Annotated in this window: 12 protein-coding genes; 1 reads left to right on the plus strand and 11 read right to left on the minus strand. The window is 62.9% G+C overall.

Features of this window, described 5'->3' with window-relative positions; all coding sequences use genetic code 11:
* Nucleotides 1-26: 26 nt before the first annotated feature.
* The 11 genes from J5M73_RS11560 to J5M73_RS11610 all read right to left on the minus strand — a co-directional run bounded on the left by J5M73_RS11560 (nucleotide 27) and on the right by J5M73_RS11610 (nucleotide 14422).
* Nucleotides 27-1523, minus strand: coding sequence for an efflux transporter outer membrane subunit (locus J5M73_RS11560; RefSeq protein ID WP_243433762.1), 1497 nt, complete (start codon nucleotides 1521-1523; stop codon nucleotides 27-29).
* A complete protein-coding gene (locus J5M73_RS11565; RefSeq protein ID WP_102862550.1) occupies nucleotides 1520-2590 on the minus strand; it encodes an HlyD family secretion protein in 1071 nt (356 codons plus the stop codon). Before J5M73_RS11565 ends, J5M73_RS11560 begins: the two co-directional genes overlap by 4 nt.
* 14 nt (nucleotides 2591-2604) lie before the next feature.
* Nucleotides 2605-4149, minus strand: a complete 1545-nt coding sequence (locus J5M73_RS11570) for an MFS transporter (RefSeq protein ID WP_207815698.1) — start codon at nucleotides 4147-4149, stop codon at nucleotides 2605-2607.
* A 176-nt stretch (nucleotides 4150-4325) separates the two neighbouring features.
* Complete coding sequence (locus J5M73_RS11575) at nucleotides 4326-5252, minus strand: LysR family transcriptional regulator (protein WP_102862548.1); 927 nt, start codon at nucleotides 5250-5252, stop codon at nucleotides 4326-4328.
* A gap of 221 nt (nucleotides 5253-5473) precedes the next feature.
* Nucleotides 5474-6340, minus strand: coding sequence for an ABC transporter permease (locus J5M73_RS11580; protein ID WP_207815699.1), 867 nt, complete (start codon nucleotides 6338-6340; stop codon nucleotides 5474-5476).
* Between the two features lie 33 nt (nucleotides 6341-6373).
* Entirely contained in the window at nucleotides 6374-7234 is an 861-nt protein-coding gene (locus J5M73_RS11585; protein ID WP_102862547.1) for an ABC transporter ATP-binding protein, read from the minus strand.
* 5 nt (nucleotides 7235-7239) lie between these two features.
* Nucleotides 7240-8265 carry an ABC transporter substrate-binding protein gene (locus J5M73_RS11590; RefSeq protein WP_207815711.1) on the minus strand — a complete coding sequence of 342 codons (1026 nt, stop codon included), beginning with the start codon at nucleotides 8263-8265 and terminating at the stop codon, nucleotides 7240-7242.
* A 38-nt stretch (nucleotides 8266-8303) separates the two neighbouring features.
* Nucleotides 8304-9191, minus strand: coding sequence for a TauD/TfdA family dioxygenase (locus J5M73_RS11595; protein WP_102862545.1), 888 nt, complete (start codon nucleotides 9189-9191; stop codon nucleotides 8304-8306).
* 327 nt (nucleotides 9192-9518) lie between these two features.
* Nucleotides 9519-10886, minus strand: a complete 1368-nt coding sequence (locus J5M73_RS11600) for an HlyD family type I secretion periplasmic adaptor subunit (RefSeq protein ID WP_102862544.1) — start codon at nucleotides 10884-10886, stop codon at nucleotides 9519-9521.
* Nucleotides 10876-13032: a type I secretion system permease/ATPase gene (locus J5M73_RS11605; protein ID WP_102862543.1), complete on the minus strand. Its 2157-nt coding sequence runs from the start codon at nucleotides 13030-13032 to the stop codon at nucleotides 10876-10878. The genes J5M73_RS11600 and J5M73_RS11605 overlap by 11 nt, the downstream gene beginning before the upstream one ends.
* Nucleotides 13033-13069: 37 nt before the next feature.
* Nucleotides 13070-14422: a TolC family outer membrane protein gene (locus tag J5M73_RS11610; protein ID WP_102862542.1), complete on the minus strand. Its 1353-nt coding sequence runs from the start codon at nucleotides 14420-14422 to the stop codon at nucleotides 13070-13072.
* Between the two features lie 362 nt (nucleotides 14423-14784).
* Between J5M73_RS11610 and J5M73_RS11615 the strand changes: the two genes are divergently transcribed.
* The coding region (locus tag J5M73_RS11615; protein ID WP_207815704.1) for a retention module-containing protein at nucleotides 14785-23263 on the plus strand (8479 nt) is incomplete at its 3' end.

The following is a 23263-nucleotide window of genomic DNA, read 5'->3' on the forward strand; positions in this document are numbered from 1 at the left end:
TTTTCTCAATCCAGGCAAAAAGGCTTTCAGTGACCCTGACTGGCGGCGTGCAGCGGATACACCGACTCCCAGCCTCCCCCCAGCGCCTTGTACAAACCGACCATGGACAGGGACACCCCCGCCGAGCTTTCCACCAGTTGCTCCTGGGTGGCCAGCAAGGCGCCCTGCACGGTCAGGACGTTGACGAAATCCACCACTCCTTCGACGTATTGCTGCTGCGCGGTACGCAAGGCGATCTGATTTTGCCGCACCGCTTCGGCCAGGCTGTCGCGGCGTAGTTGGCTGGCGTTGTAGCGGGTCAACTGGTCGTCGATTTCGTGCCAGGCCCGCAGCACGGTCTGCTGATAGGCCAGGGCCGCTTCCTGCTGCTGGGCCTCGCGCAACTGGAGCATGCCGCGCAAACGACCACCGTCGAACAGCGGCAGGCTGAACTGCGGGCCGATGCCGAACTGGCGGGAGCTCCAGGAACCAAAATCTGCCAGTTGCAGGGCCTGGGAACCGAAGTTGCCGGACAAGGTAATGCGCGGATAGAAATCCCCCTTGGCCACGCCGATGCTGGCCGTCGCGGCATGCAGCCGTGCCTCGGCCTGGCGGATATCGGGGCGGCGTTCGGCCAGCTGCGACGGCAGGCCGATGGCCACTTGGCTCGGGGGTTGGGGCACCGGCGCGTCACTGGCCAACACCTGATGCAGGGCCTGGGGCCGCTCGCCCAGCAGCAGGCTCAGGGCGTTGATCAACTGCGCCTGACGCTGCTGCAACTCCGGCAGCCGGGCCTCGATGGTCGCGACCTGGGCCGCCGCTTCGGCCACATCCAGGTCAGTGGCCACGCCATCGGCCAGGCGCAGTTGCGAGAGTTTCAGACTGTGCCGGGCAACCTCGAGGTTCTGCTCGGTAACGGCTCGGGTGCTCTGCACGCCACGCAGTTGGATGTAGTCCTGGGCGACCTCCGCCAGCACCGACAGCAGCACCCCGCGCCGGTCGTTCTCCGCCACTTCCAGGGTCGCGTCGGCGGCCTCGGTCTCGCGCCGGACCCGGCCCCACAGATCCAGCTCCCAGGCGGCGGAAAAACCCGCTTCCCAGAGATTGAAGGCTGACTTGCCGTTGTTCCCCGAGGGGTCGCTCAAACCTTCGCCAGTGTTGCGCTTGCGCCCGTAGCCGCCATTGGCCGCCGTGCTCGGGTAGCGCTCGGCGGTGATCACCTGGCGCGCCGCCCGGCTCTGCTGCAAGCGACTGCTGGCCAGTTGCAGGTCGAGGTTGTCGCTCAGGGCGCGGCGACTCAGGGCCGACAGTTGTGGATCGTTGAACACCTCCCACCAGCGCTCCTGCATGGCACTGTCCACCGCCTGGCTGGTGGCAGCCTGTGCAGGGGCCGACCAGGCCTGGACCTGAGTCGCCTGGGGCCGCTGGAAATCCGCGCCGACGCTGCAGGCGCCCAGCGCCAGCAGGCTCAGCACCAGCAATGCAGGGCGCCACGAAAGGCGCCTTGGCAACGAACTCTCTTGGATCTGCCGCTCGATACTCATCGCTGGGTCACCTCGCGGGCACGGGTGGTGGAGCTGTGGGTGTCCACGCTGGCTTCCACCGACATGCCGACCCGCAGGCGCTCGGCCATGGGCTGGTTGGGGTCCAGGAGAATCTTCACCGGGATGCGCTGCACCACCTTGGTGAAGTTGCCGGTGGCGTTGTCCGGCTTGACTGCGGCGAAGGTCACGCCGGTGGCCGGGGCCAGACTCTCGACGCGGCCATGCAGGGTTTCGCCGCCCAGACTGTCGACCCGGACTTCGACCGCCTGCCCGGCGTGCATCGCGGTGAGCTGGGTTTCCTGGAAGTTGGCCAGCACATAGGCTTGCTGCAAGGGCACCACGGCGAGGATCTTGCTGCCGGGAGTGACATAGGCGCCAACCCGTACCGCGCGCTCGCCGACCATGCCGTCCACCGGGGCGACGATGCGCGTGTAGGACAGCTCGTAGCTGGCCATTTCCAGGGCTGCCTGGGCCCGCTTCAGGCCGCCTTCGGCCGCATCACGCTGGGCAGTGAGGATCTCCACCTGCTTGCGCTCCGCCGCCAGGGCCGCAGTGGCCGTGGCCAGCCGGGCACTGGCCTGGTCGATGCGGGTCTTGGCCTGCTGGGCGTTCTGCACGGTGCCGGCGCCGACCCCTGCCAGGTGGTTGTAGCGATTGAGTTCGTGCTCGGCAAAGGCCATTTCGGCCCGGGCCGCTCCCAGGGCCGCCTGGGCCTGGGCAATCACCGAACCCTGCCGGTCCAGGGTGGCCCGGGCGTTCTGCAACTGGGCCTGGGCCACCAGGGTTTCGGCATCCGCCGCCTGGGCCGCGGCCCGCAGGTCACGGTCATCGATCAGCGCCAGCAGTTGACCGGCCTTGACCTGCTGGTTGTCCTCCACCAGCACTTCCTTGATGAACCCGGCCACCCGCGGCGCCACCAGGGTGTAGTCGGCGGCGATGAAGGCGTCGTTGGTGCTCTGCTCACTGGAGCGGCCGAACAGGCCCGGCATCACCAGATAGGCCAGCACGCCAAGGGCCGCTACCGTCGCCACGGCGACGGCGATTTTGTCTTTGCTCTGGATCGTCATAAAAACCTTCTCGTTCAAGTGGGCGCCCGCGGTGGATAGATCCGCGTCGGCAGCCAGAAAATCAGCAGGATCAGCGCAGCGGCCACCCCTGCCATGCAGAAATACAGATCGGCGGAAGTCAGCACCACGGCTTGCTGGTGCAGGCGCTGAGCCAGCCCGGGCACCCGGTCGTCCACCAGGGGCGAATTGCCCAGGCTGTCCACCAGCATCGTCGAGTGGAAATGCAAACGGTGGGTGGTGAGCACATCCAGCACCCCGGTGGCGATCACCGCCGCCAGGCCTTTCACGGTGTTGAACCAGGCCGAAGCAAAGGGCCCCTCCACCGGCGTGATGCTGCCGGTGGACAGCATCAGCAACGGCAGCACCGCCATCGGCTGGCCGAAGACCTGCAGCAATTGCAGCCCATAGAAATCGTCACGAATCCAGGCCGAGGTCAGGTGCGTGCCCCCCAGGCAAGACAGCACCAGCATGCCCAGGCCGATCCCCAGCACCCAGCGGCAGTCGACCCAGCGCAGGTTGCACAGGGCCGCCACCAGGGGCAGGGCCAGCAGTTGCGGCAAGGCCATCACCAGCATCACCGGCGCGGTCTGCAACGGTCGATAGCCCTGGACCTGAGCCAGGTAGGCCGACGGGATGATGATCACTGCGGTCAATACCACCAGCACCCCGGCCAGGGTCAGCAGGGCGAAGGACAGGTTGCGGATGCCGAGCATCTGCAGCTTGAAGAAGGGAATCGGCTGCGACCATTCGTTGATCATGAACAGCACCAGCAACACCAGCCCGCCGACCAGCAGCACACTGATCAGCGGCGACTCGAACCAGTCCAGGCGATTGCCCTGAAGAATGCCGATCACCAGCATGCAGATCGCCGGGAAGCCCAACAGCAGCCCACGCCAGTTGAACTGCTTGCAACGCTCCAGACGCAACGGGTCCTGAGGCAGGCCGTAAGCCACCGCCGCCATGGCCAGCAGACAGGGCGCCACCACCTGCCAGAAGGCCCAGCGCCAGCCCACGTACTCGGTCCACAGTGCCGCCAGGGGCGTGCCCAGGCTCGGGCCGAAGGTGGCAGTCAGGGCATAGCCGGCCAAGCCGTAGAGCTTGACGTTGGCCGGCAGGAAGCGCAGGGCCACGGTCATCAGCATCGGCGGCAGCGCGCCCCCGGCCAGGCCTTGCAGAGTGCGCAGCAGCAACAGGCTCTGGTAGTTGGGGGCGAAGGGGCACAGCACCGCCAGCAGGGTGAACAGCGCAATGGCGCAGAGGGTGAAACGCCGCAGGGAAAAGGTCACCGAGCACCAGGGCGCGAAAGCCATGGCCGCCACCGAGGTGGCGGAGTAGCAAGCCACCAGCCAGGTGCCTTCGTCGAAGCCGATGAACAACGCGCCGCTGATATCCGCCAGGGCGATCTTGGTCACCATGTCGTTGAGACCGGAGACCAGCACCGCCAGCAGCACACCCACCAGGCCGATGATGATTCGCGGTCCGAAGACCGGTGGGGCAATGGCTGCCGGCTTGCTGGCGGCTTCAACCGAAGCGGGCGCAGCGACAGCGAGAGAACTCATGGAAATACTGCTCCAGACAAGAAAACCAGAGCAGTTTATGAACAGCCAGCACTGACGAAAACTGACTTATTGGCACTTTATAAGTGCAACAGACGCAACAATTAAACCTATTGACCGTAGAAGCTGGTTTGCCAGCGATGAGGCCATCAAGACCGCTTCCGCCGGCAAGCCGGCGCCTACGAGGAGGTCGGCTGGGCTTCTTGCCAGGTGGCCTGGCAGGAGCTGCGCAGGGTTTCGCGGAACCATTTGTGCGCCGGGTCCTTGTCGTAGCGCGGGTGCCAGGCCTGGGTCAGGACCAGGGTCGGCAGGGAAATCGGCAGGACAAAGGAGCGCAGACGCAGGCCCAGGCGCGAGACGCTGAGCAATGTTTCCTGGGGCACCGGCAGGATCAGGTCCGAATCCGGCAGCATGAACATGGCGGCGTGAAAGCCCGGGGCAATCAGCGGCACTCGACGCTCCAGGCCCAGCTCCGCCAGCGCCGTATCGATCGGCCCACGGGCAATGCCTCGACGCGACATGCTGATATGGGGAAACGCGGCAAAACGCTCGGCGGTGATGTCTTCGTCCAACAATGGGTGGCCTTCACGCACCAGGCCGACAAAGGCCGTGGTGAACAGGTTCTGCACCTTCACTTCCGGGGTCAGGGGCCGGGTGTTGCTGATCCGCAGGTCGATCCGCCCCTCCCGCAGGGCCTCGTCATCGCCATCGCCTTCCGGCACGAAGCGCAGCTCGCACAAAGGCGCCTGACGCTCCAGGGTGTCGATGAGGCGACCGCCATAGACGCCGACGAAAAAGTCGTTGGCGCGCACATTGAAGCGCCGCCGCAACGACAACAGGTCGACCTGGTCCGCCGAGCGAAACAGCAGCGCCGCCTGCTCCACCAGATCACGCACCTGGCTGCGCAGCTCCAGGGCCTTGGGGGTGGGCACCAGGCCACGCCCGGCACGCACCAGCACCGGGTCGCCCAGGGCTTCGCGAATCCGCGTCAGGGTCCGGCTCATCGCCGCTGGGCTGAGGTTCATGCGTCGTGCGGCGCCGACTACGCTGCCCTCATCCAGCAGGGCATCGAGGGCGACCAGAAGGTTCATATCCGGGAGTTGCATACCGAGCACTCATGACTGATCAGGGATGATCCAGACGCAATGCTAGCAGGCTTGGCGCCGAGGAAAATGAGAGAGATCAATCCTTACCCGTGAACCCACTACCCGCGTAGGGGCCGGCTTGCCGGCGAATGGGCCTTCAAACCTTGCCTCGCCCTTGAGGACGCCTTCGCTGGCAAGCCATCTCCTACAGTCGGGGGGGGGGGGCTGGCGGACGAGGTAGCTCAGCGTTGCATGCCCCAACGTTTCACCGTGATGCGCTCCAGGGTGTCGAAGATCAGGTTCTCCACCAACAGGCCGATAAGGGTCACCACCGCCAGCCCGGCAAAGACCTTGTCGGTGTACAGCTCGTTGCGGTTCTGGAAGATGTACCAGCCCAGGCCGCCCTTGCCGCTGGTGGCGCCAAACACCAACTCAGCAGCGATCAAGGTGCGCCAGGCGAAGGCCCAGCCAATCTTCAGCCCGGCCAGGATCGACGGCAGCGCCGCCGGGATCAGGATGAACAGCACCAGGCGCAGGCCCTTGAGGCCGTAGTTGCGCCCGGCCATGCGCAGGGTTTCCGAGACGCCGAGAAACCCGGCGTAAGTGTTCAGGGCCAGGGCCCAGAGCACCGAATGCACCAGCACGAAAATCAGGCTGTTCTGCCCCAGGCCGAACCACAGCAGCGCCAGGGGCAACAGGGCAATGGCCGGCAACGGGTTGAACATCGAGGTCAGGGTACTCAGCAGGTCGCGGCCGAACTGGGTCGACACCGCCAGGGTGGTCAGGGCAAACGCCAGGACGATACCGATCAGGTAGCCCTTGAGCAGCACCACCAGGGAAATGCCCACCTTGCCCAGCAATTCGCCGCTGAGCAGGCCCTGATACAGGGCGCTGGCGGTTTGCACAAAGCTGGGCAGCAGCAGGTCGTTATTCTGGTAGCGGGCCACGGCCTCCCACAGCAGCGCCAAAAGGATCAGGATCAGGCCCTTGCGCAGCCAGCCCTGTTGCCAGAGACGCTGGCCCAGGGGCAGCTCTCGTTCCAGCGGGACTTGCAGCAAGGGTTGCAGGACAACTTCGTATTCTTCGCGCACGGGGGATGACTGGCTCATCGGGCGTTCCTCGTTCAACGGTGGCCTGACGGCTCAATAGGCGATACGGATATCGGCGAAATCCAGCTCGGTTTCGGTGTCAGGCCCCTGGCCTTCATCGAACAGCAAGCGATGAATACGCTGTGCCGTCTGCTGGAAAGCCACGCCGCCAAGGCTTTGCAGGTCGTACTGGTGGCTGTGGACTTCCGCCCGCACCCGCCCCGGATGCGGCGACAGCAAAAGGATGCGATTGCCCACCACCAGCGCCTCCTCGATGGAGTGGGTGACGAACAGCAAGGTGAAGCGCACCTCCTCCCAGAGCAGCAGCAACTCCTCCTGCATCTTGCGCCGGGTCAGGGCGTCGAGGGCCGCGAAGGGCTCGTCCATCAGCAGGATCTTCGGCTGCATGGCCAAGGCCCGGGCAATCGCCACCCGAGCCTTCATGCCACCGGACAAGGTGTGTGGATAGGCATCGGCGAAAGCCGCCAGGCCGACCTTGGCCAGATAGTGCAGGGCACGTTCTTCGGCCTCGCGGCGGCCGAGGGTTTTCGACGCCAGCAGGGGAAACATCACGTTCTGCTTCACGGTTTTCCAGGGCGGCAGCTGGTCGAACTCCTGGAACACCACGATGCGATCCGGCCCGGGCTGACTGACTGGCCGCCCCTGCAGGCGAATCTCGCCCTCGCAAGGCTGGATGAACCCGGCCACCGCCTTGAGCAGGGTCGACTTGCCGCAGCCCGAAGGCCCCAGCAGGACAAAACGATCGGCCGGATCAACCTCGAAACTCACCTGGTGGGTGGCCCGCACCACGCGCTGCGGGGTTCGGTATTCCAGGCTGACTTGATCCACCGCCAACAGCGCTTCGACGGCGGCGGTGGGGTTGCTGGCCGTGTGGCCTGGCAAGGGGGCGTTCATGGCAATCAGCTCCCCTGCAGCGGTTTGGCGTCCTGGAAGAAGTAGTCCTTCCACGACTGCGGCTTGTTCTTGATGGCGCCGACGCGGTGCAGGAACTCCGCCAGCGGGTAGGTGTTTTTCGGCGTCACGCTGAATTCGAACTGCGGGTTGTCGATGATCTTCAGCAGCGCGGCGCGGTCGATCTTGGCCTTGGTCACACGGATGTAAGTGTCGGCGGCCGCGCCTTTGTCGTTCTGGGCGAACTCGGCCGCTTCAGCCAGGGCTTCGACGAAGGCCTTGTAGGTCTTGGGGTTGTCGTTGCGGAATTTTTCGGTGGCAAACAGCACCGTTGGCGAGTTCGGGCCCAGCAGGTCGTAGGTGTTGAGCACCACGTGCACATTGGGGTTCTCCAAGGCCTGATCCTGGAACGGCGGGTTGGAGAAGTGCCCGGTCAGCTCGGTGCCGCCGGCAATCAGCGCGGCGGTGGCGTCCGGGTGCGGCACGGCGATGGTGTACTTATCCAGGCGATTGAATTCCTGGTCGCCCCATTGCTTGGCCGCGGCGTATTGCAGGAAGCGCGACTGCACCGAGACGCCCACCGCCGGCACCGCGATGCGGTCCTTCTCGGTGAAGTCGGCGATGGTCTTGACCTGGGGATTGTTGCTCACCAGGTAGTAGGGAAAGTTACCGAGGGAGGCCACGGCCTTGACGTTCTGCCGGCCATGGGTGCGGTCCCAGATGGTCAACAGCGGGCCGACGCCGGCTCCGGCAATGTCGATGGAGCCCGACAGCAACGCGTCGTTGACCGCTGCGCCGCCGGACAGCTGGGTCCAGTCGACATTGATGTCGATGCCCTCTTGCTTGCCGTGCTTTTCAATCAGGTTCTGATCGCGCACTACGTTGAGCAGCAAATAGACGATGCCGAACTGTTCGGCGATGCGGATCTCGCCTTCGGCATGGGCCGCCGAGGGAGCCACCAGGCTGCCGGCCAGCAGACTGAAACCCAGGCCGATGGCCGTGGCCAGTTTGCCGAGGCGGGGAATGAAGGGAATGGATAAGGACATGATGATTCTCCTGCCGTGCCTGGCGATCAGTAAGGGGCGTCGCCCTGAATGGTGGTGCGATACAGCTTGCGGCGCAGATGGCTCGGGCAACCGGCGGCCAGGTGGATCAGCGAGCGGTTGTCCCAGAACACCAGATCGTGGGGCTGCCATTGATGGCGGTAGATGTTTTCCGGCAGCACGCTGTGGGCGTACAGCTCGGCCAGCAATTGGGCGCTTTCGTCTTCCGGCAGGCCGACGATGCGGGTGGTGAACCCCTCGCTGACGAACAGTGCCTTGCGGCCGTTTTCCGGGTGGGTGCGGACGATGGGGTGCACCACCTCGGCGACCTGGGCCAGTTGCTCCGGGGTCAGGGTCGGGCGCCAGTTGCCCTCGAACTTGGTCTCGCTGTAGCGCGCCGTGTAGGAATGCGCGGCACTGCGGCCCTGCACCGCCTTGCGCAGTGCCTCGGGCAGGGTGTCCCAGGCTGTGTGCATGTCGGCGAACAGGGTGTCGCCACCTTCGGCCGGCAATTCCTGGGCGTGCAGCATCGAGCCCAGGCTCGGCAGTTCCTTGTAGGACAGGTCCGAGTGCCAGAACTTGCCGGCATCCCCCAGGCCAATGGACTGGCCGTTCTCGATGATGTTGGAAACGATGAGGATTTCCGGGTGACCGGCCAGCAGGAACTGCTTGAGCACATGGATCTGCAGCACGCCGAAGCGGCGGCTGAAGGCGATTTGTTGTTGGGGGCTGATGCGCTGGTCGCGGAACACCACCACGTGGTGATCCAGATGGGCGCGGTGGATGCGGGCGAAGTCCTGGTCGTTGACCGGCCGGGACAGGTCCAGGCCGATAATCTCGGCGCCCACGGCGCCGCTGAAGGGACGGATTTCGAAGGCTTGTGCAGCGATGGGCGCGGCACTGGCTGATGCAGACATGACTTAAAACTCCCGCGCAGGCGCGCCCAGGGCGCGCGCGTCGATCAGAAACTCACGGAGATCCCGTGTGGGTTCATTTCGTGCGGCGCGCCGATTGGTCGGCAGGTACGCAGGGAGTCGACTTTATAGATATAAGAAAGCGATTTTAAATACCGTTAGCGAATAACGATATGTTGATTCGAGCGGCGCGATACCTGGGGACGCTGCGCTGTCGACGGCTCGATGAGACGAACTGTAGGAGCCGGCTTGCCGGCGAAGGCGCTCTCACGGGCCCCTTGGCTGGCAAGCCAGCTCCTACAAGGCTGGCAAGGTCGCTTCTTACATGGATCAGCGCTCGTGCAGGGCTTCAGCGCGGGCGCGGATGATCGGCTTGAGCAGGTAGCTGAGGATGCTCTTCTTGCCGGTGATGATGTCCACCGATGCGACCATCCCGGGGATGATCAGCAGCGGTTTTTCATCGGTGCCCAGATGGCTGCGGTCGGTGCGCAGCTTGATCATGTAATAGGTGGTTTTCTTGTCTTCGTCGGTGATGGTGTCGGCGCCGATCTGCTCCAGGCGGGCCTTGAGGCCGCCGTAGATGGTGTAGTCATAGGCGCTGAACTTGACGATCGCTTCCTGCCCCGGGTGCAGGAACGCGATGTCCTGGGGACGGATCTTGGCTTCCACCAACAGGGTGTCGTCCAGGGGCACGATCTCCACCATGTCGCTGCCCGGCTGGATCACGCCACCGATGGTGTTGACCATCAGTTGCTTGACGATACCGCGCACCGGCGAGGTGACCAGGGTCCGGCTGACCCGGTCTTCCAGGGCCTTGCCGGTGGCGCTGGCCTTGTTCAGTTCGGTGCGCGCCTCGTTGAGCTGGGTCAGGGCCTCGCTGCGGAACTTGCCGCGGGTTTCATCGATCTTGCGCTGCACTTCCTTGATCGCCGATTCGGCACGAGGAATCGCCAGGGTGGTGGCGTCCAGCTGGCCGCGGGTTTCCACTTCGGCACGCTTGAGCCGCAGCACTTCCACCGGTGATACCGCGCCCTGGGCCACCAAAGGCTCGGACATGGCAATTTCCTGGCGTTGCAAGCCCAACTGCTGACGGTACTGAGCCTGCTTGGAGGTGAACTCGCGCAGCTCCTGTTGCTTCTGGATCAGCTGTTCCTGAAGGCCGCCGATTTCGTCATGCAGTTGCTGGCGACGACTTTCATAGAGGGACTTTTCGCTGGCGGCCTGGCCCGGGACTTCCTTGAGCACGTCCTCGGGGAAATTCAGCGCCCGGTCATCGACCTCGGCGCTCAGGCGCTCGACCCGCAGCAACATGGACAGGCGCACAGTCTCGGTCTCACCGACGTTGGACTGGAAGCGCGTGTCATCCAGACGGATCAGCGGCGCTCCGGCCTCCACCACCTGGCCTTCCTTGACGTACAGCTCGGAGACAATGCCGCCTTCCAGGTTCTGGATCTTCTGCACCTTGGACGACGGAATGGCCTTGCCCTCGCCCTTGGTCACTTCGTCGATGACCGCGAAGTTGGCCCACAGCACCAGGAACAGGAAGAACGCGATGATGCCCCAGATGGTCAGGCGAATGACCCGAGGCGCATCTTCGATCAGGGCCTTGTTGACCTCAGGCAGCGGCTGCCCCTGAAGAGAATCGGTGCCTTTGAAATAGCGGCGGATCGAGTCCTTGAATCCCGACTTAAGCAACACTGATCTGCCCCTTCTTCAACGCTTCCATCACCACCGCTTTCGGGCCATCGGCCAGGATCTGTCCACGGTCCACCACCAACAACCGATCCACCAGCGACAACAGCGACGCCCGGTGAGTAACCAGGACCACGGTCTTGTTCTGCACCACTGACTCCAGGCGCTGCTTCAGGCGTTCTTCACCGGTGTTGTCCATGGCGCTGGTGGGCTCGTCGAGCAACAGGATCTGCGGGTTGAGCAACAGGGCACGGGCCAGGGCGACGTTCTGACGCTGGCCACCGGACAGGTTCTGTCCACGTTCACCCACCTGCAATTCATAGCCTTGCGGGTGCAGCCGGGCGAATTCGTGAACCCCCGCCAGTTCGGCGGCTTGCAGCACCAGCTCGTCTTCAACGTAGCGGGCACCGGAGGTCAGGTTGTCCCGCAGGGTGCCGGCCAGCAGCTGGATGTCCTGGGGCACATAGCCAATGTTATGGCGCAACTCGCTGACATCGATCTGGCGGATGTCCACGCCGTCCACCAGCAAGGCACCGGAATCGGGCTGGTAAAGCCCTACCAGCAGCTTGGCCAGGGAGCTTTTGCCCGAGCCGCTGCGGCCGATGATGCCGACCTTCTCGCCTGGCTTGATCACCAGATTGATGTTCTTGAGCGCCGGGTTCTGCTGCCCCGGGTAGGTGAAATTCAACAGCCGGCATTCGATGGCGCCCTGCAGCACGTTGCGGCTCAGGGGACGCTCGTCGAAATTGCGCTCCTGGGGCAGCTCCATCATCTGGTCCACCGAGGTCATGGTGACGCGGGCCTGCTGGTAGCGGGTCAGCAAGCCGGACAGCGAAGCCAGCGGGCTCAGGGCCCGGCCGCTGAGCATGTAGCAAGCGATCAGCCCGCCCATGCTGAGGTTGCCGTCAATGATCTGGTACACGCCGAAGATGATCATGATCACCCCGGCCAGTTGCTGGATCAGCAAGGTGATGTTCATCGCCAGGCTGGAGAGCATCTTCACCCGCAGTTCCAGGCGGCTGAGGGTGCCAATGGTCTGCTCCCATTGATACTGACGCTCGCTTTCAGCGTTGTTGACCTTGACCGCGTCCAGCCCGGCCAGGGTTTCGATCAGGCTCGATTGACGCTCGGCACCCAGGGCCATGGTTTTCTCCATGGTCGCCACCAGGGGCTTCTGCAAGGCGTAGCCGATACCCAGGGCGATGGGGAACGCCAGCACCGGAATCCACACCAGGTGCCCGCCCAAGATGGCGATCACCAGGAAGATCAGCAGGGTGAACGGCAGGTCGATGAGGCTGGTGAGGGTCAGGGACGCGAGAAAATCCCGCAGGCTCTGAAACTCATGGATGTTCTGGGCGAAGCTGCCGACCCGAGCCGGGCGGTACTTCATGGCCATGCCGACGATGCGCTCGAACAGCGTGGCGGAAATGATCAGGTCGGTCTTTTTCCCCGCCAGGTCCAGGCACAGGCTGCGCAGACTCTTGAGGATCAGGTCGAAAATGTAGGCGCCCATGATGCCAATGGACAGCACCCACAGGGTCGAGGTGGCCTGGTTGGGGACTACCCGGTCGTAGACATTCATCACGAACAGCGGCGCGGCCATGGCGATGATATTGATCAGCAGGCTCGCGGCGATGGCGTCGGCATACAACCAGCGCGAACGCTTGAGGGTGTCGCGGAACCAGGAGCGGGCCCGGGGAATCAGCGACCCGTGATTGACGTCGAACTTGTGCTGGGGCTGGGCAAAGAACACCTGGCCGCTGTAGTCGTCGGCCAGTAGCTGGCGATTGACGCAGACTTCACCGCCGTCGCTTTCGCTGAGCAGCAGCCGTGCCTGGTCCTCACCCTGCCAGCCCAGAAGCACGGCGCTGCGGCCGTCCTTGAGCAATAGCAGGGCGGGCATCGCGATGGTCGGAATCTGCTCGAGCTTGCGACGTAAAACGCGCCCCTGCAGCCCGGCCCGGGCCGCAGCACGGGGCAGCAGCTCGGCGCTCAAGCGCTGTGACGGCAATGGCAGACCCGTGGTCAGCATGGCCGCACTGGCGGGCTTCTGATGCAGGAAGCAAAGGGTCAGCAGCCCATCCAGCAAGGGGTCGTCATGCATGCCGCGCGGATCATGACTGAATTGCACACGACTGACTTCTGATTCCACGCTGGACACTCTTGGCTGGCAATAGGATGAAAGTAGCTCAATTCATCCCAGGCAGCTGGACCTTGGGCTTCGCATCGTTCTGCACGACCGAAGCCATAGGTGCGACCACTCCCTGGCTCTTGAGCAACTCGCCCATGGTCGCCTTGATTCGATACTGAGTAAATAACTGAATGTTCTGGATCTCGGCCAAACGCCGGGAGGCGGTGAACAGTTCGTTTTCACTGTCGAGCAGGTCCAGCAGGGTGCGCTCGCCCAGACTGAACTGCTTCTGGTAGGCCGTGCGCACCGCGGTGCTGCGATCGACATATTGCTGGGCGATCGGCACCTGAGCGTTGGCATTGCTCAAGGCGTTCCAGGCCAGGCCCAACTCTTCGTTCAGCACCCGCAGAGCGTTGTTGCGGATATCCAGCGCCTGGTTGGACTGGTAGGCCTTGGACTCCAGATCGGCCTTGTTACTGCCGCCGGCGAACAGGTTGAAGCGCATGCGCAACATGGCCTGCCATTCATTGTTGTGGCCGTTCTGACCGTCGAGGTCGTTGTCGGCGGTGCGTCCCAGCTCAGCATCGAAGCGTGGGTAGAACGCCGATTTGGCGGCGTCGTACTGCTTCTCGGCAGCGACAATGTCGGACTCGGCGGAGCGCAGGATCGGGCTGTTTTCCAGCATCTGACGGCGGGCCTCATCGAGGTTGGCCGGCAGCATCGCCATAAAACTGGCAGGGCGTTCCAGTTGATCCGGCATCTGCCCTACCGCACTCAGGTAGTTGGTCTGGGCGTCGGCCAGGTTGGTCTGCTCGGTGATCAGGTTGTTGCGGGCCTGGGCCATGCGCGCTTCGGCCTGGTCAAGGTCGGCGCCACTGCCCACGCCACGCTGGGTGCGCAGTTTGATCTGGTCGTAGATGCGTTCGTGATTACGCAGATTGTCTTCTGCCAGTTGCACGAATTGACGACGGGTCAACACATCCAGGTACACCTGGGCCACGGTCAGCGCGGTGCGCTCGGAAGTACCCAGCAGGGAATAAGCCCGAGAGTTGACGGTGGCTTGTTGACGCCCCACTTCGCTGGACGTGGCAAAACCGTCAAAAACCATCTGCTGGAGACGTAAACTTGACTCGCTACGGTTCAGGGTTTCCCAGTGATTGCTGCCAGTACCCGCACGAGTACTAGGGTTATCGGTCCCTTCGCGACCGTAGCCAGCGAGCATATCGACACGCGGCAAATAGCCACCCTTGGCGGCTTTAAGTTGATAGTCGGCGGCTAGACGGCTGTTTACCCCGGCTTGAATTTCCGGGTGCACATCCAGTGCTTTCTGCATGGCTTCGGGGAGTGTTTGTGCCTGCACGAAACTGGCAGCTAAGGCGAACGGCAGGGCCTTGAACAGGTGAAAACGCATGGTAAGAATTTCCCTCGGACAGCATGTCCAGAAACACGTCATAACGTGGTGCCACATCGAGTGATTGCAACCACAACGACCGTCCGTCGGAAAGTTCAAACTAAGAACTGGTTCACATACTTCAAGTCAGGTTACTGCACGAATATCAATGTGACATTAATTCGGCGATTGTTTAGGATGGCACCCATAAGGTCAATAGTTTGGCATAAAGTTAATCTCGAAAAAATCTAGCCAAAATATTGACGACTATACTGTCAAATACCCGTTCCCAATTACACAGCAATGTACCTCCAGACTGAGTTGCGGCCCGCGCCCAAGCCGGTACATGGATGTCAACTGAGCGGTACACCGGAGAGTCCCCAATGAGCAGTGTTGTTGCCATCGTCAAAAGCATTGTCGGTCAGGTTTTCGTAGTTTCCCCGGAAGGAATCCGGCGCGTACTCATCGAAGGCGACCGCCTGTTCGTGGGTGACCAGGTGGATACCGGCCCGGCGGGGGCCGTGACCCTGGAGTTGACCGACGGACGGACCCTCGACCTTGGCCGCGACACTCAATGGAGCGGTGCCGCACCAGACTCCAGCACCGACCTGGCCCAGGCCAGTGCGCAAGCCGCGCCATCGGTGGCTGAACTGCAGCAGGCCATTGCCGCGGGTGTCGACCCGACCACCGACCTGGAAGCCACCGCTGCCGGCCCGTCCGCAGCAGGTACGGGCGGTGCCGCCGGGGGCGGCCATAGCTTCGTCCAGCTTGAGGAAACCGCTGGCCGGGTGGACCCGACCATCGGCTTCCCGACGGCCGGCCTGGGGCTGGCCACTTCGGCCCAGGACAACACCATTGGCGGGCTGACCAACAATAATGGCCTGGCCAATGGCAACGGCAGTGGCAGTGATTCGCTGCGTCCGGCGACCCTGACCCTGGGCGCCACCCCGACCATCACCGAAGCCGGTGGTGTGCTGGTGTATACCGCCACTCTGACCCAGGCACCGCTGACCGACCTGACCGTCACCCTGTCCAATGGTGCGGTCATCGTGATCAGTGCGGGCCAAACCACTGGCAGCGTGCAGGTCCCTCTGGCGCCCCAAGACAACGTCTACATCGACCCCGGCCAGATCAGCGTGAGCGTGACCGGCACCGCTGGCGGCGGTGGCCTGCTGGTGACCGTCAATCCAACCCCGGCGGTGACCCAGATCACCGACACTATCGACACCACCACCGTCACCCTGACAGCCGATGCCAACGTCACCGAAGGCGGACAGATCACCTACACCGCCACCCTGACCAACCCGGCGCAGACGCCGGTGACCATTACCCTGTCCAACGGTTCGGTCATCACCATTGAAGCGGGCAAGTCCAGCGGTTCGATCGACGTCGCGGCCCCGGCCAACGATGTCTACAAGAACGGCAGCACCATCGAGGTCGGCATCACCAAGGCCGAGGGCGGCAACTTCGAGAGCCTGGTGCCCAGCACCGACAAGGCCGTGACCACAGTCACTGACACCATTGACGATACCGGCCTGAGCCTGTCGGCCACCGGCACCGTGGCCGAAGGCGGCTCCATCGTCTACACCGCGACACTGACCAATCCTGCTGGGACTCCGGTCACCGTGACCCTGAGCAACGGTGCCGTGATCACCATCGCCGCTGGCGCCACAACTGGCACCGCCACCGTGGCGGCCCCGGCCGATGACGTCTACAAGGATGCCGGCAAGGTCGAAGTCACCATCACCAAGACCGATGGCGGTAACTTCGAAAACCTGGTCACCAACCCAGCGCCTGCCGTGACTGATGTCACTGACACCATCGACACTTCCACCGTCAGCCTGACTGCCACTCCGAGCGTCGCCGAAGGCGGCACCGTGGTTTACACCGCTTCGGTTACGGCTCCGGTTACCGACTCGCCGGTTGTGGTGACTCTGTCCAACGGACAGACCATCACTATTCCAGTCGGTGAATCCTCCGGCACCGTGAACTTCACCGCGCCGAATGACGCCCTGGCTGGCGGCAGCTCACTGAGCACCACCATCACCAAGGCTGACGGTGGTAACTACGAGAAGCTGGAGATCAACGACAAGCCAGCTGAAACCTCGGTTACCGATACCCCGGACACCACCACCCTCAGCGTGACTGCCACCGATACCGTGGCAGAAGGCGGATCGATTGTTTACACCGCGACCCTGACCAACGCTGCCGGAACTCCCGTCACCGTGACCCTGAGCAACGGCGCGGTGATCACCATTGCCGCAGGCGCCACAACTGGCACCGCCACCGTGGCGGCACCGGCCGATGACGTCTACAAGGATGCCGGCAAAGTCGAAGTCACCATCACCAAAGCCGATGGCGGCAACTTCGAAAACCTGGTCACCAACCCAGCGCCAGCCGTGACTGATGTCACTGACACGATCGATACGTCGACTGTCAGCCTGACTGCCACTCCAAGCGTCGCCGAAGGTGGAACCGTGGTTTACACCGCGTCGGTTACCGCTCCGGTGACCGGTTCGCCGGTCGTGGTGACCCTGTCCAACGGTCAGACCATCACTATTCCAGTGGGCGAGTCCTCCGGCAGCGTGAACTTCACCGCGCCGAATGACGCCCTGGCTGGCGGTAGCTCTCTGAGCACCACCATCACCAAGGCCGATGGCGGTAACTACGAAAAACTAGAAATCAGCGATAAACCTGCTGAGACCAGCGTTACCGATACGCCAGATACCACCACCCTGAGCCTGTCGGCCACCGACTCCGTGGCCGAAGGTGGGTCCATCGTTTACACCGCGACCCTGACCAACGCCGCTGGCACACCGGTCACGGTCACGCTCTCCAACGGTGCCGTCATCACCATCGCGGCAGGCGCCACTTCGGGGACTGCAACCGTTGCCGCTCCTGCGGATGATGTTTACAAAGATGCCGGCAAGGTCGAAGTCACCATCAGCAAGGCCGAGGGCGGCAACTTCGAGAACCTGGAAACCAACCCGGCTCCAGCAGTGACCGATGTCACTGACACCATCGACACTTCGACTGTTAGCCTGACCGCAACCCCGAGCGTCGCTGAAGGCGGCATCGTGGTATACACCGCATCGGTCACCGCGCCAGTGACGGGCTCGCCAGTGGTAGTGACCCTGTCCAACGGCCAGACCATCACTATTCCAGTGGGCGAGTCCTCCGGCAGCGTGAACTTCACTGCACCGAATGACGCCCTGGCTGGCGGTAGCTCTCTGAGCACTACCATTACCAAGGCCGATGGCGGCAACTACGAGAAACTGGAAATCAGCGATAAACCCGCTGAAACCAGCGTTACCGATACTCCGGATACAACGACTCTGAGCCTGACGGCCACTGAGTCTGTGGCCGAGGGCGGCTCTATCGTCTACACCGCCACTCTGACCAACGCTGCCGGAACTCCGGTGACCGTGACCCTGAGCAACGGTGCTGTGATCACCATCGCCGCTGGCGCCACGACTGGCACCGCCACTGTTGCGGCGCCAGCCGACGACGTCTACAAAGACGCCGGCAAAGTCGAAGCCACCATCACCAAAACGGACGGTGGCAACTTCGAAAACCTGGTCACCAACCCAGCTCCAGCGGTGACTGATGTCACCGATACCATCGACACCAGTACCGTTTCACTGACTGCTACGCCAAGCGTCGCTGAAGGCGGCACCGTGGTGTATACCGCATCGGTCACCGCTCCGGTGACCGGTTCGCCGGTCGTGGTGACCCTGTCCAACGGACAGACCATCACTATTCCAGTGGGCGAGTCCTCCGGCAGCGTGAACTTCACCGCGCCGAATGACGCCCTGGCTGGCGGTAGCTCTCTGAGTACCACCATCACCAAAGCGGACGGTGGCAACTACGAAAAGCTGGACATCAACGACAAACCCGCTGAGACCAGTGTTACCGATACGCCGGATACCACGACGCTGAGCCTGTCGGCCACCGACTCCGTGGCCGAGGGCGGCTCCATTGTCTACACCGCTACCCTGACCAATGCTGCAGGCACTCCGGTCACCGTGACCCTGTCCAACGGTGCAGTCATCACCATCGCCGCTGGCGCTACCTCGGGTACAGCCACCGTCGCCGCACCGGCTGACGACGTGTACAAGGATGCGGGCAAGGTCGAAGTCACCATCACCAAAGCTGACGGCGGCAACTTCGAGAACCTGGAAACCAACCCAGCGCCAGCCGTCACCGATGTCACCGACACCATCGATACCTCGACGGTGAACCTGACGGCGACTTCAAGCGTGGCCGAAGGCGGTACCGTGGTGTACACCGCGTCGGTGTCGGCGCCGGTGACCGGCTCGCCAGTTGTGGTGACCCTGTCCAACGGACAGACCATTACCATTCCGGTGGGCGAGTCTTCCGCCACCGTGAACTTCACCGCACCCAACGATGCCCTGGCTGGCGGCAGCTCCCTGAGCACCACCATCACCAAGGCTGACGGCGGCAACTACGAGAAGCTGGAGATCAGCGACAAGTCCGCTGAAACCACAGTCACCGACACCCCGGACACCACCACCCTGAGCCTCTCGGCCACCGACTCCGTGGCCGAAGGCGGTTCCATCGTTTACACCGCCACACTGACCAATGCCGCTGGCACCCCGGTGACCGTAACCCTGAGCAACGGCGCGGTGATCACCATCGCCGCTGGCGCCACGACTGGCACCGCCACTGTCGCGGCGCCTGCCGACGACGTCTATAAGGACGCCGGCAAGGTCGAAGTCACCATCAGCAAGGCTGACGGCGGCAACTTCGAGAACCTGGAGACCAACCCGGCTCCAGCGGTGACCGATGTCACTGACACCATCGACACCTCGACCATCAGCCTGACCGCTACCCCAAGCGTCGCCGAAGGCGGCACCGTGGTGTACACCGCGTCGGTTTCGGCGCCGGTGACCGGCTCTCCGGTTGTGGTGACCCTGTCCAACGGACAGACCATTACCATCCCGGTGGGCGAATCGTCCGCCACCGTGAACTTCACGGCGCCCAATGATGCCCTGGCTGGCGGCAGCTCCCTGAGCACCACCATCACCAAGACCGAGGGTGGCAACTACGAAAAACTGGAGATCAATGACAAGCCGGCCGAGACCGCTGTCACCGACACTCCGGACACCACCACCCTGAGCCTGAGTGCCACCGACTCGGTGGCCGAAGGCGGCTCCATCGTCTACACCGCGACCCTGAGCAATGCGGCAGGTACTCCGGTGACCGTGACCCTGAGCAATGGCGCGGTGATCACCATCGCCGCTGGCGCCACTTCCGGCACCGCGACCGTCGCCGCCCCGGCCGACGACGTGTACAAGGACGCTGGCAAGGTTGAAGCCACCATCACCAAAGCTGACGGCGGCAACTTCGAGAACCTGGAGACCAACCCTGCTCCGGCAGTAACCGACGTCACTGACACCATCGACACCAGTACCGTGTCCCTCACTGCAACGCCAAGCGTCGCTGAAGGCGGCACCGTGGTGTACACCGCGTCGGTTACGGCTCCGGTGACCGGCTCGCCGGTTGTGGTGACTCTGTCCAACGGTCAGACCATCACTATTCCAGTGGGCGAGTCTTCCGCCACGGTGAACTTCACCGCGCCGAACGATGCCCTGGCTGGCGGTAGCTCTCTGAGCACCACCATTACCAAGGCGGACGGTGGTAACTACGAGAAGTTGGAGATCAGCGACAAGCCAGCTGAAACCTCGGTTACCGATACCCCGGACACAACGACGCTGAGCCTGTCGGCCACCGACTCCGTGGCAGAAGGTGGCTCCATCGTTTACACGGCTACGCTGACCAACGCTGCTGGTACTCCGGTCACTGTGACCCTGAGCAATGGCGCGGTAATCACCATCGCAGCCGGTGCCACTACTGGCACCGCCACTGTTGCGGCGCCAGCCGACGACGTCTACAAGGATGCCGGTAAAGTCGAAGCCACCATCACCAAAGCCGACGGCGGTAACTTCGAAAACCTGGTCACCAACCCAGCACCTGCCGTGACTGATGTGACCGATACCATCGACACCAGCACCGTTTCGCTGACTGCTACGCCAAGCGTCGCTGAAGGCGGCATCGTGGTTTACACCGCGTCGGTTACGGCCCCGGTTACCGGTTCGCCGGTCGTGGTGACCTTGTCCAACGGTCAGACCATCACCATCCCAGTTGGCGAAAGCCAAGGTTCGGTGAACTTCACTGCACCGAACGATGCCCTGGCTGGCGGTAGCTCCTTGAGCACCACCATCACCAAGGCTGACGGCGGTAACTACGAGAAGCTGGAGATCAACGACAAGCCAGCTGAAACCTCGGTTACCGATACACCAGACACCACGACACTGAGCCTCTCGGCCACCGACTCCGTGGCTGAAGGCGGCTCCATTGTCTATACCGCGACACTGAGTAATGCGGCTGGTACGCCGGTCACCGTAACCTTGAGCAATGGCGCGGTGATCACCATTGCTGCCGGTGCCACTTCCGGCACCGCCACCGTCGCAGCACCAGCCGACGACGTTTACAAAGACGCCGGCAAAGTCGAAGCCACCATCACCAAAGCCGACGGCGGTAACTTCGAAAACCTGGTCACCAATCCAGCGCCTGCCGTGACTGATGTCACTGACACTATCGATACGTCGACTGTCAGCCTGACCGCTACACCAAGCGTCGCCGAAGGCGGCACTGTGGTGTACACCGCTTCGGTGACTGCTCCGGTGACTGGCTCCCCGGTTGTGGTGACCTTGTCCAACGGTCAGACCATCACTATTCCGGTTGGCGAATCGTCCGGCACCGTGAACTTCACGGCACCCAACGACGCACTGGCAGGCGGCAGTTCCCTGAGCACCACCATTACCAAGGCTGACGGCGGCAACTACGAGAAGCTGGAGATCAGCGACAAACCTGCTGAAACCTCGGTTACCGATACGCCAGATACCACTACCCTGAGCCTGACGGCCACCGATTCTGTGGCCGAAGGTGGCTCGATCGTTTACACCGCAACACTGACCAACGCCGCTGGCACTCCGGTCACGGTCACACTCTCCAACGGTGCCGTCATCACCATCGCCGCTGGCGCTACTTCGGGGACTGCAACCGTTGCCGCTCCTGCGGATGATGTTTACAAGGATGCCGGTAAGGTCGAAGTCACTATCACCAAAGCAGACGGTGGCAACTTCGAAAACCTGGAGACCAACCCAGCGCCAGCCGTCACCGATGTCACCGACACCATCGACACCAGCACCGTTTCGCTGACCGCTACGCCAAGCGTCGCTGAAGGCGGCATCGTGGTGTACACCGCTTCGGTCTCCGCTCCAGTGACCGGCTCGCCGGTAGTGGTGACCTTGTCCAACGGACAGACCATCACTATTCCAGTCGGTGAATCCTCCGGCACCGTGAACTTCACCGCGCCTAACGATGCACTGGCAGGCGGCAGTTCCCTGAGCACCACCATTACCAAGGCTGACGGTGGTAACTACGAGAAGCTGGAGATCAATGACAAGCCAGCCGAAACCTCGGTTACTGATACGCCAGACACCACCACTCTGAGCCTGAGTGCTACTGACTCGGTAGCAGAAGGCGGCTCCATCGTTTACACCGCGACCCTGACCAACGCGGCTGGTACTCCGGTCACTGTGACCCTGAGCAACGGCGCGGTGATCACCATTGCTGCCGGTGCCACTTCCGGCACCACCACCGTCGCAGCGCCGGCCGATGACGTCTACAAAGACGCCGGCAAAGTCGAAGCCACCATCACCAAAGCGGACGGCGGTAACTTCGAGAACCTGGTCACCAATCCAGCGCCTGCGGTCACCGATGTAACTGACACTATCGATACCAGCACCGTTTCCCTGACGGCGACTCCGAGCGTCGCCGAGGGCGGCATCGTCGTTTACACCGCGTCTGTGTCTGCGCCAGTGACCGGTTCGCCAGTTGTGGTGACCTTGTCCAACGGTCAAACCATCACTATTCCAGTGGGCGAGTCTTCCGCAACGGTGAACTTCACCGCACCCAACGACGCTCTGGCGGGCGGCAGCTCCTTGAGCACCACCATCACCAAGGCTGACGGCGGCAACTACGAGAAGTTGGAGATCAACGACAAGCCAGCTGAAACCGCGGTTACTGATACGCCAGACACCACTACTCTGAGCCTGAGTGCTACTGACTCGGTAGCAGAAGGCGGGTCCATCGTTTACACCGCAACCCTGACCAACGCGGCTGGTACCCCGGTTACTGTGACTCTGAGCAACGGCGCGGTGATCACTATCGCTGCCGGCGCTACCTCGGGTACGGCCACCGTCGCAGCCCCGGCTGATGACGTCTACAAGGACGCTGGCAAAGTCGAAGCCACCATCACCAAAGCGGACGGTGGCAACTTCGAGAACCTGGTCACCAACCCAGCACCTGCCGTGACTGATGTCACTGATACCATCGACACCAGCACCGTTTCGCTGACTGCTACGCCAAGCGTCGCTGAAGGCGGCATCGTGGTTTACACCGCGTCGGTCACCGCGCCAGTGACTGGCTCACCAGTAGTAGTGACCCTGTCCAACGGTCAGACCATCACCATCCCGGTCGGTGAAAGCCAAGGTTCGGTGAACTTCACTGCACCGAATGATGCCCTGGCTGGCGGTAGCTCCTTGAGCACCACCATCACCAAGGCTGACGGCGGTAACTACGAGAAGCTGGAGATCAACGACAAGCCAGCTGAAACCTCGGTTACCGATACGCCAGATACCACGACGCTGAGCCTCTCGGCCACCGACTCCGTGGCTGAAGGCGGCTCCATTGTCTATACCGCGACACTGAGTAATGCGGCTGGTACGCCGGTCACCGTAACCTTGAGCAATGGCGCGGTGATCACCATTGCTG

Origin of the sequence: Pseudomonas sp. 50_B (assembly GCF_017491625.1) — a bacterium.
Taxonomy (GTDB): Bacteria; Pseudomonadota; Gammaproteobacteria; order Pseudomonadales; family Pseudomonadaceae; genus Aquipseudomonas; species Aquipseudomonas danubii.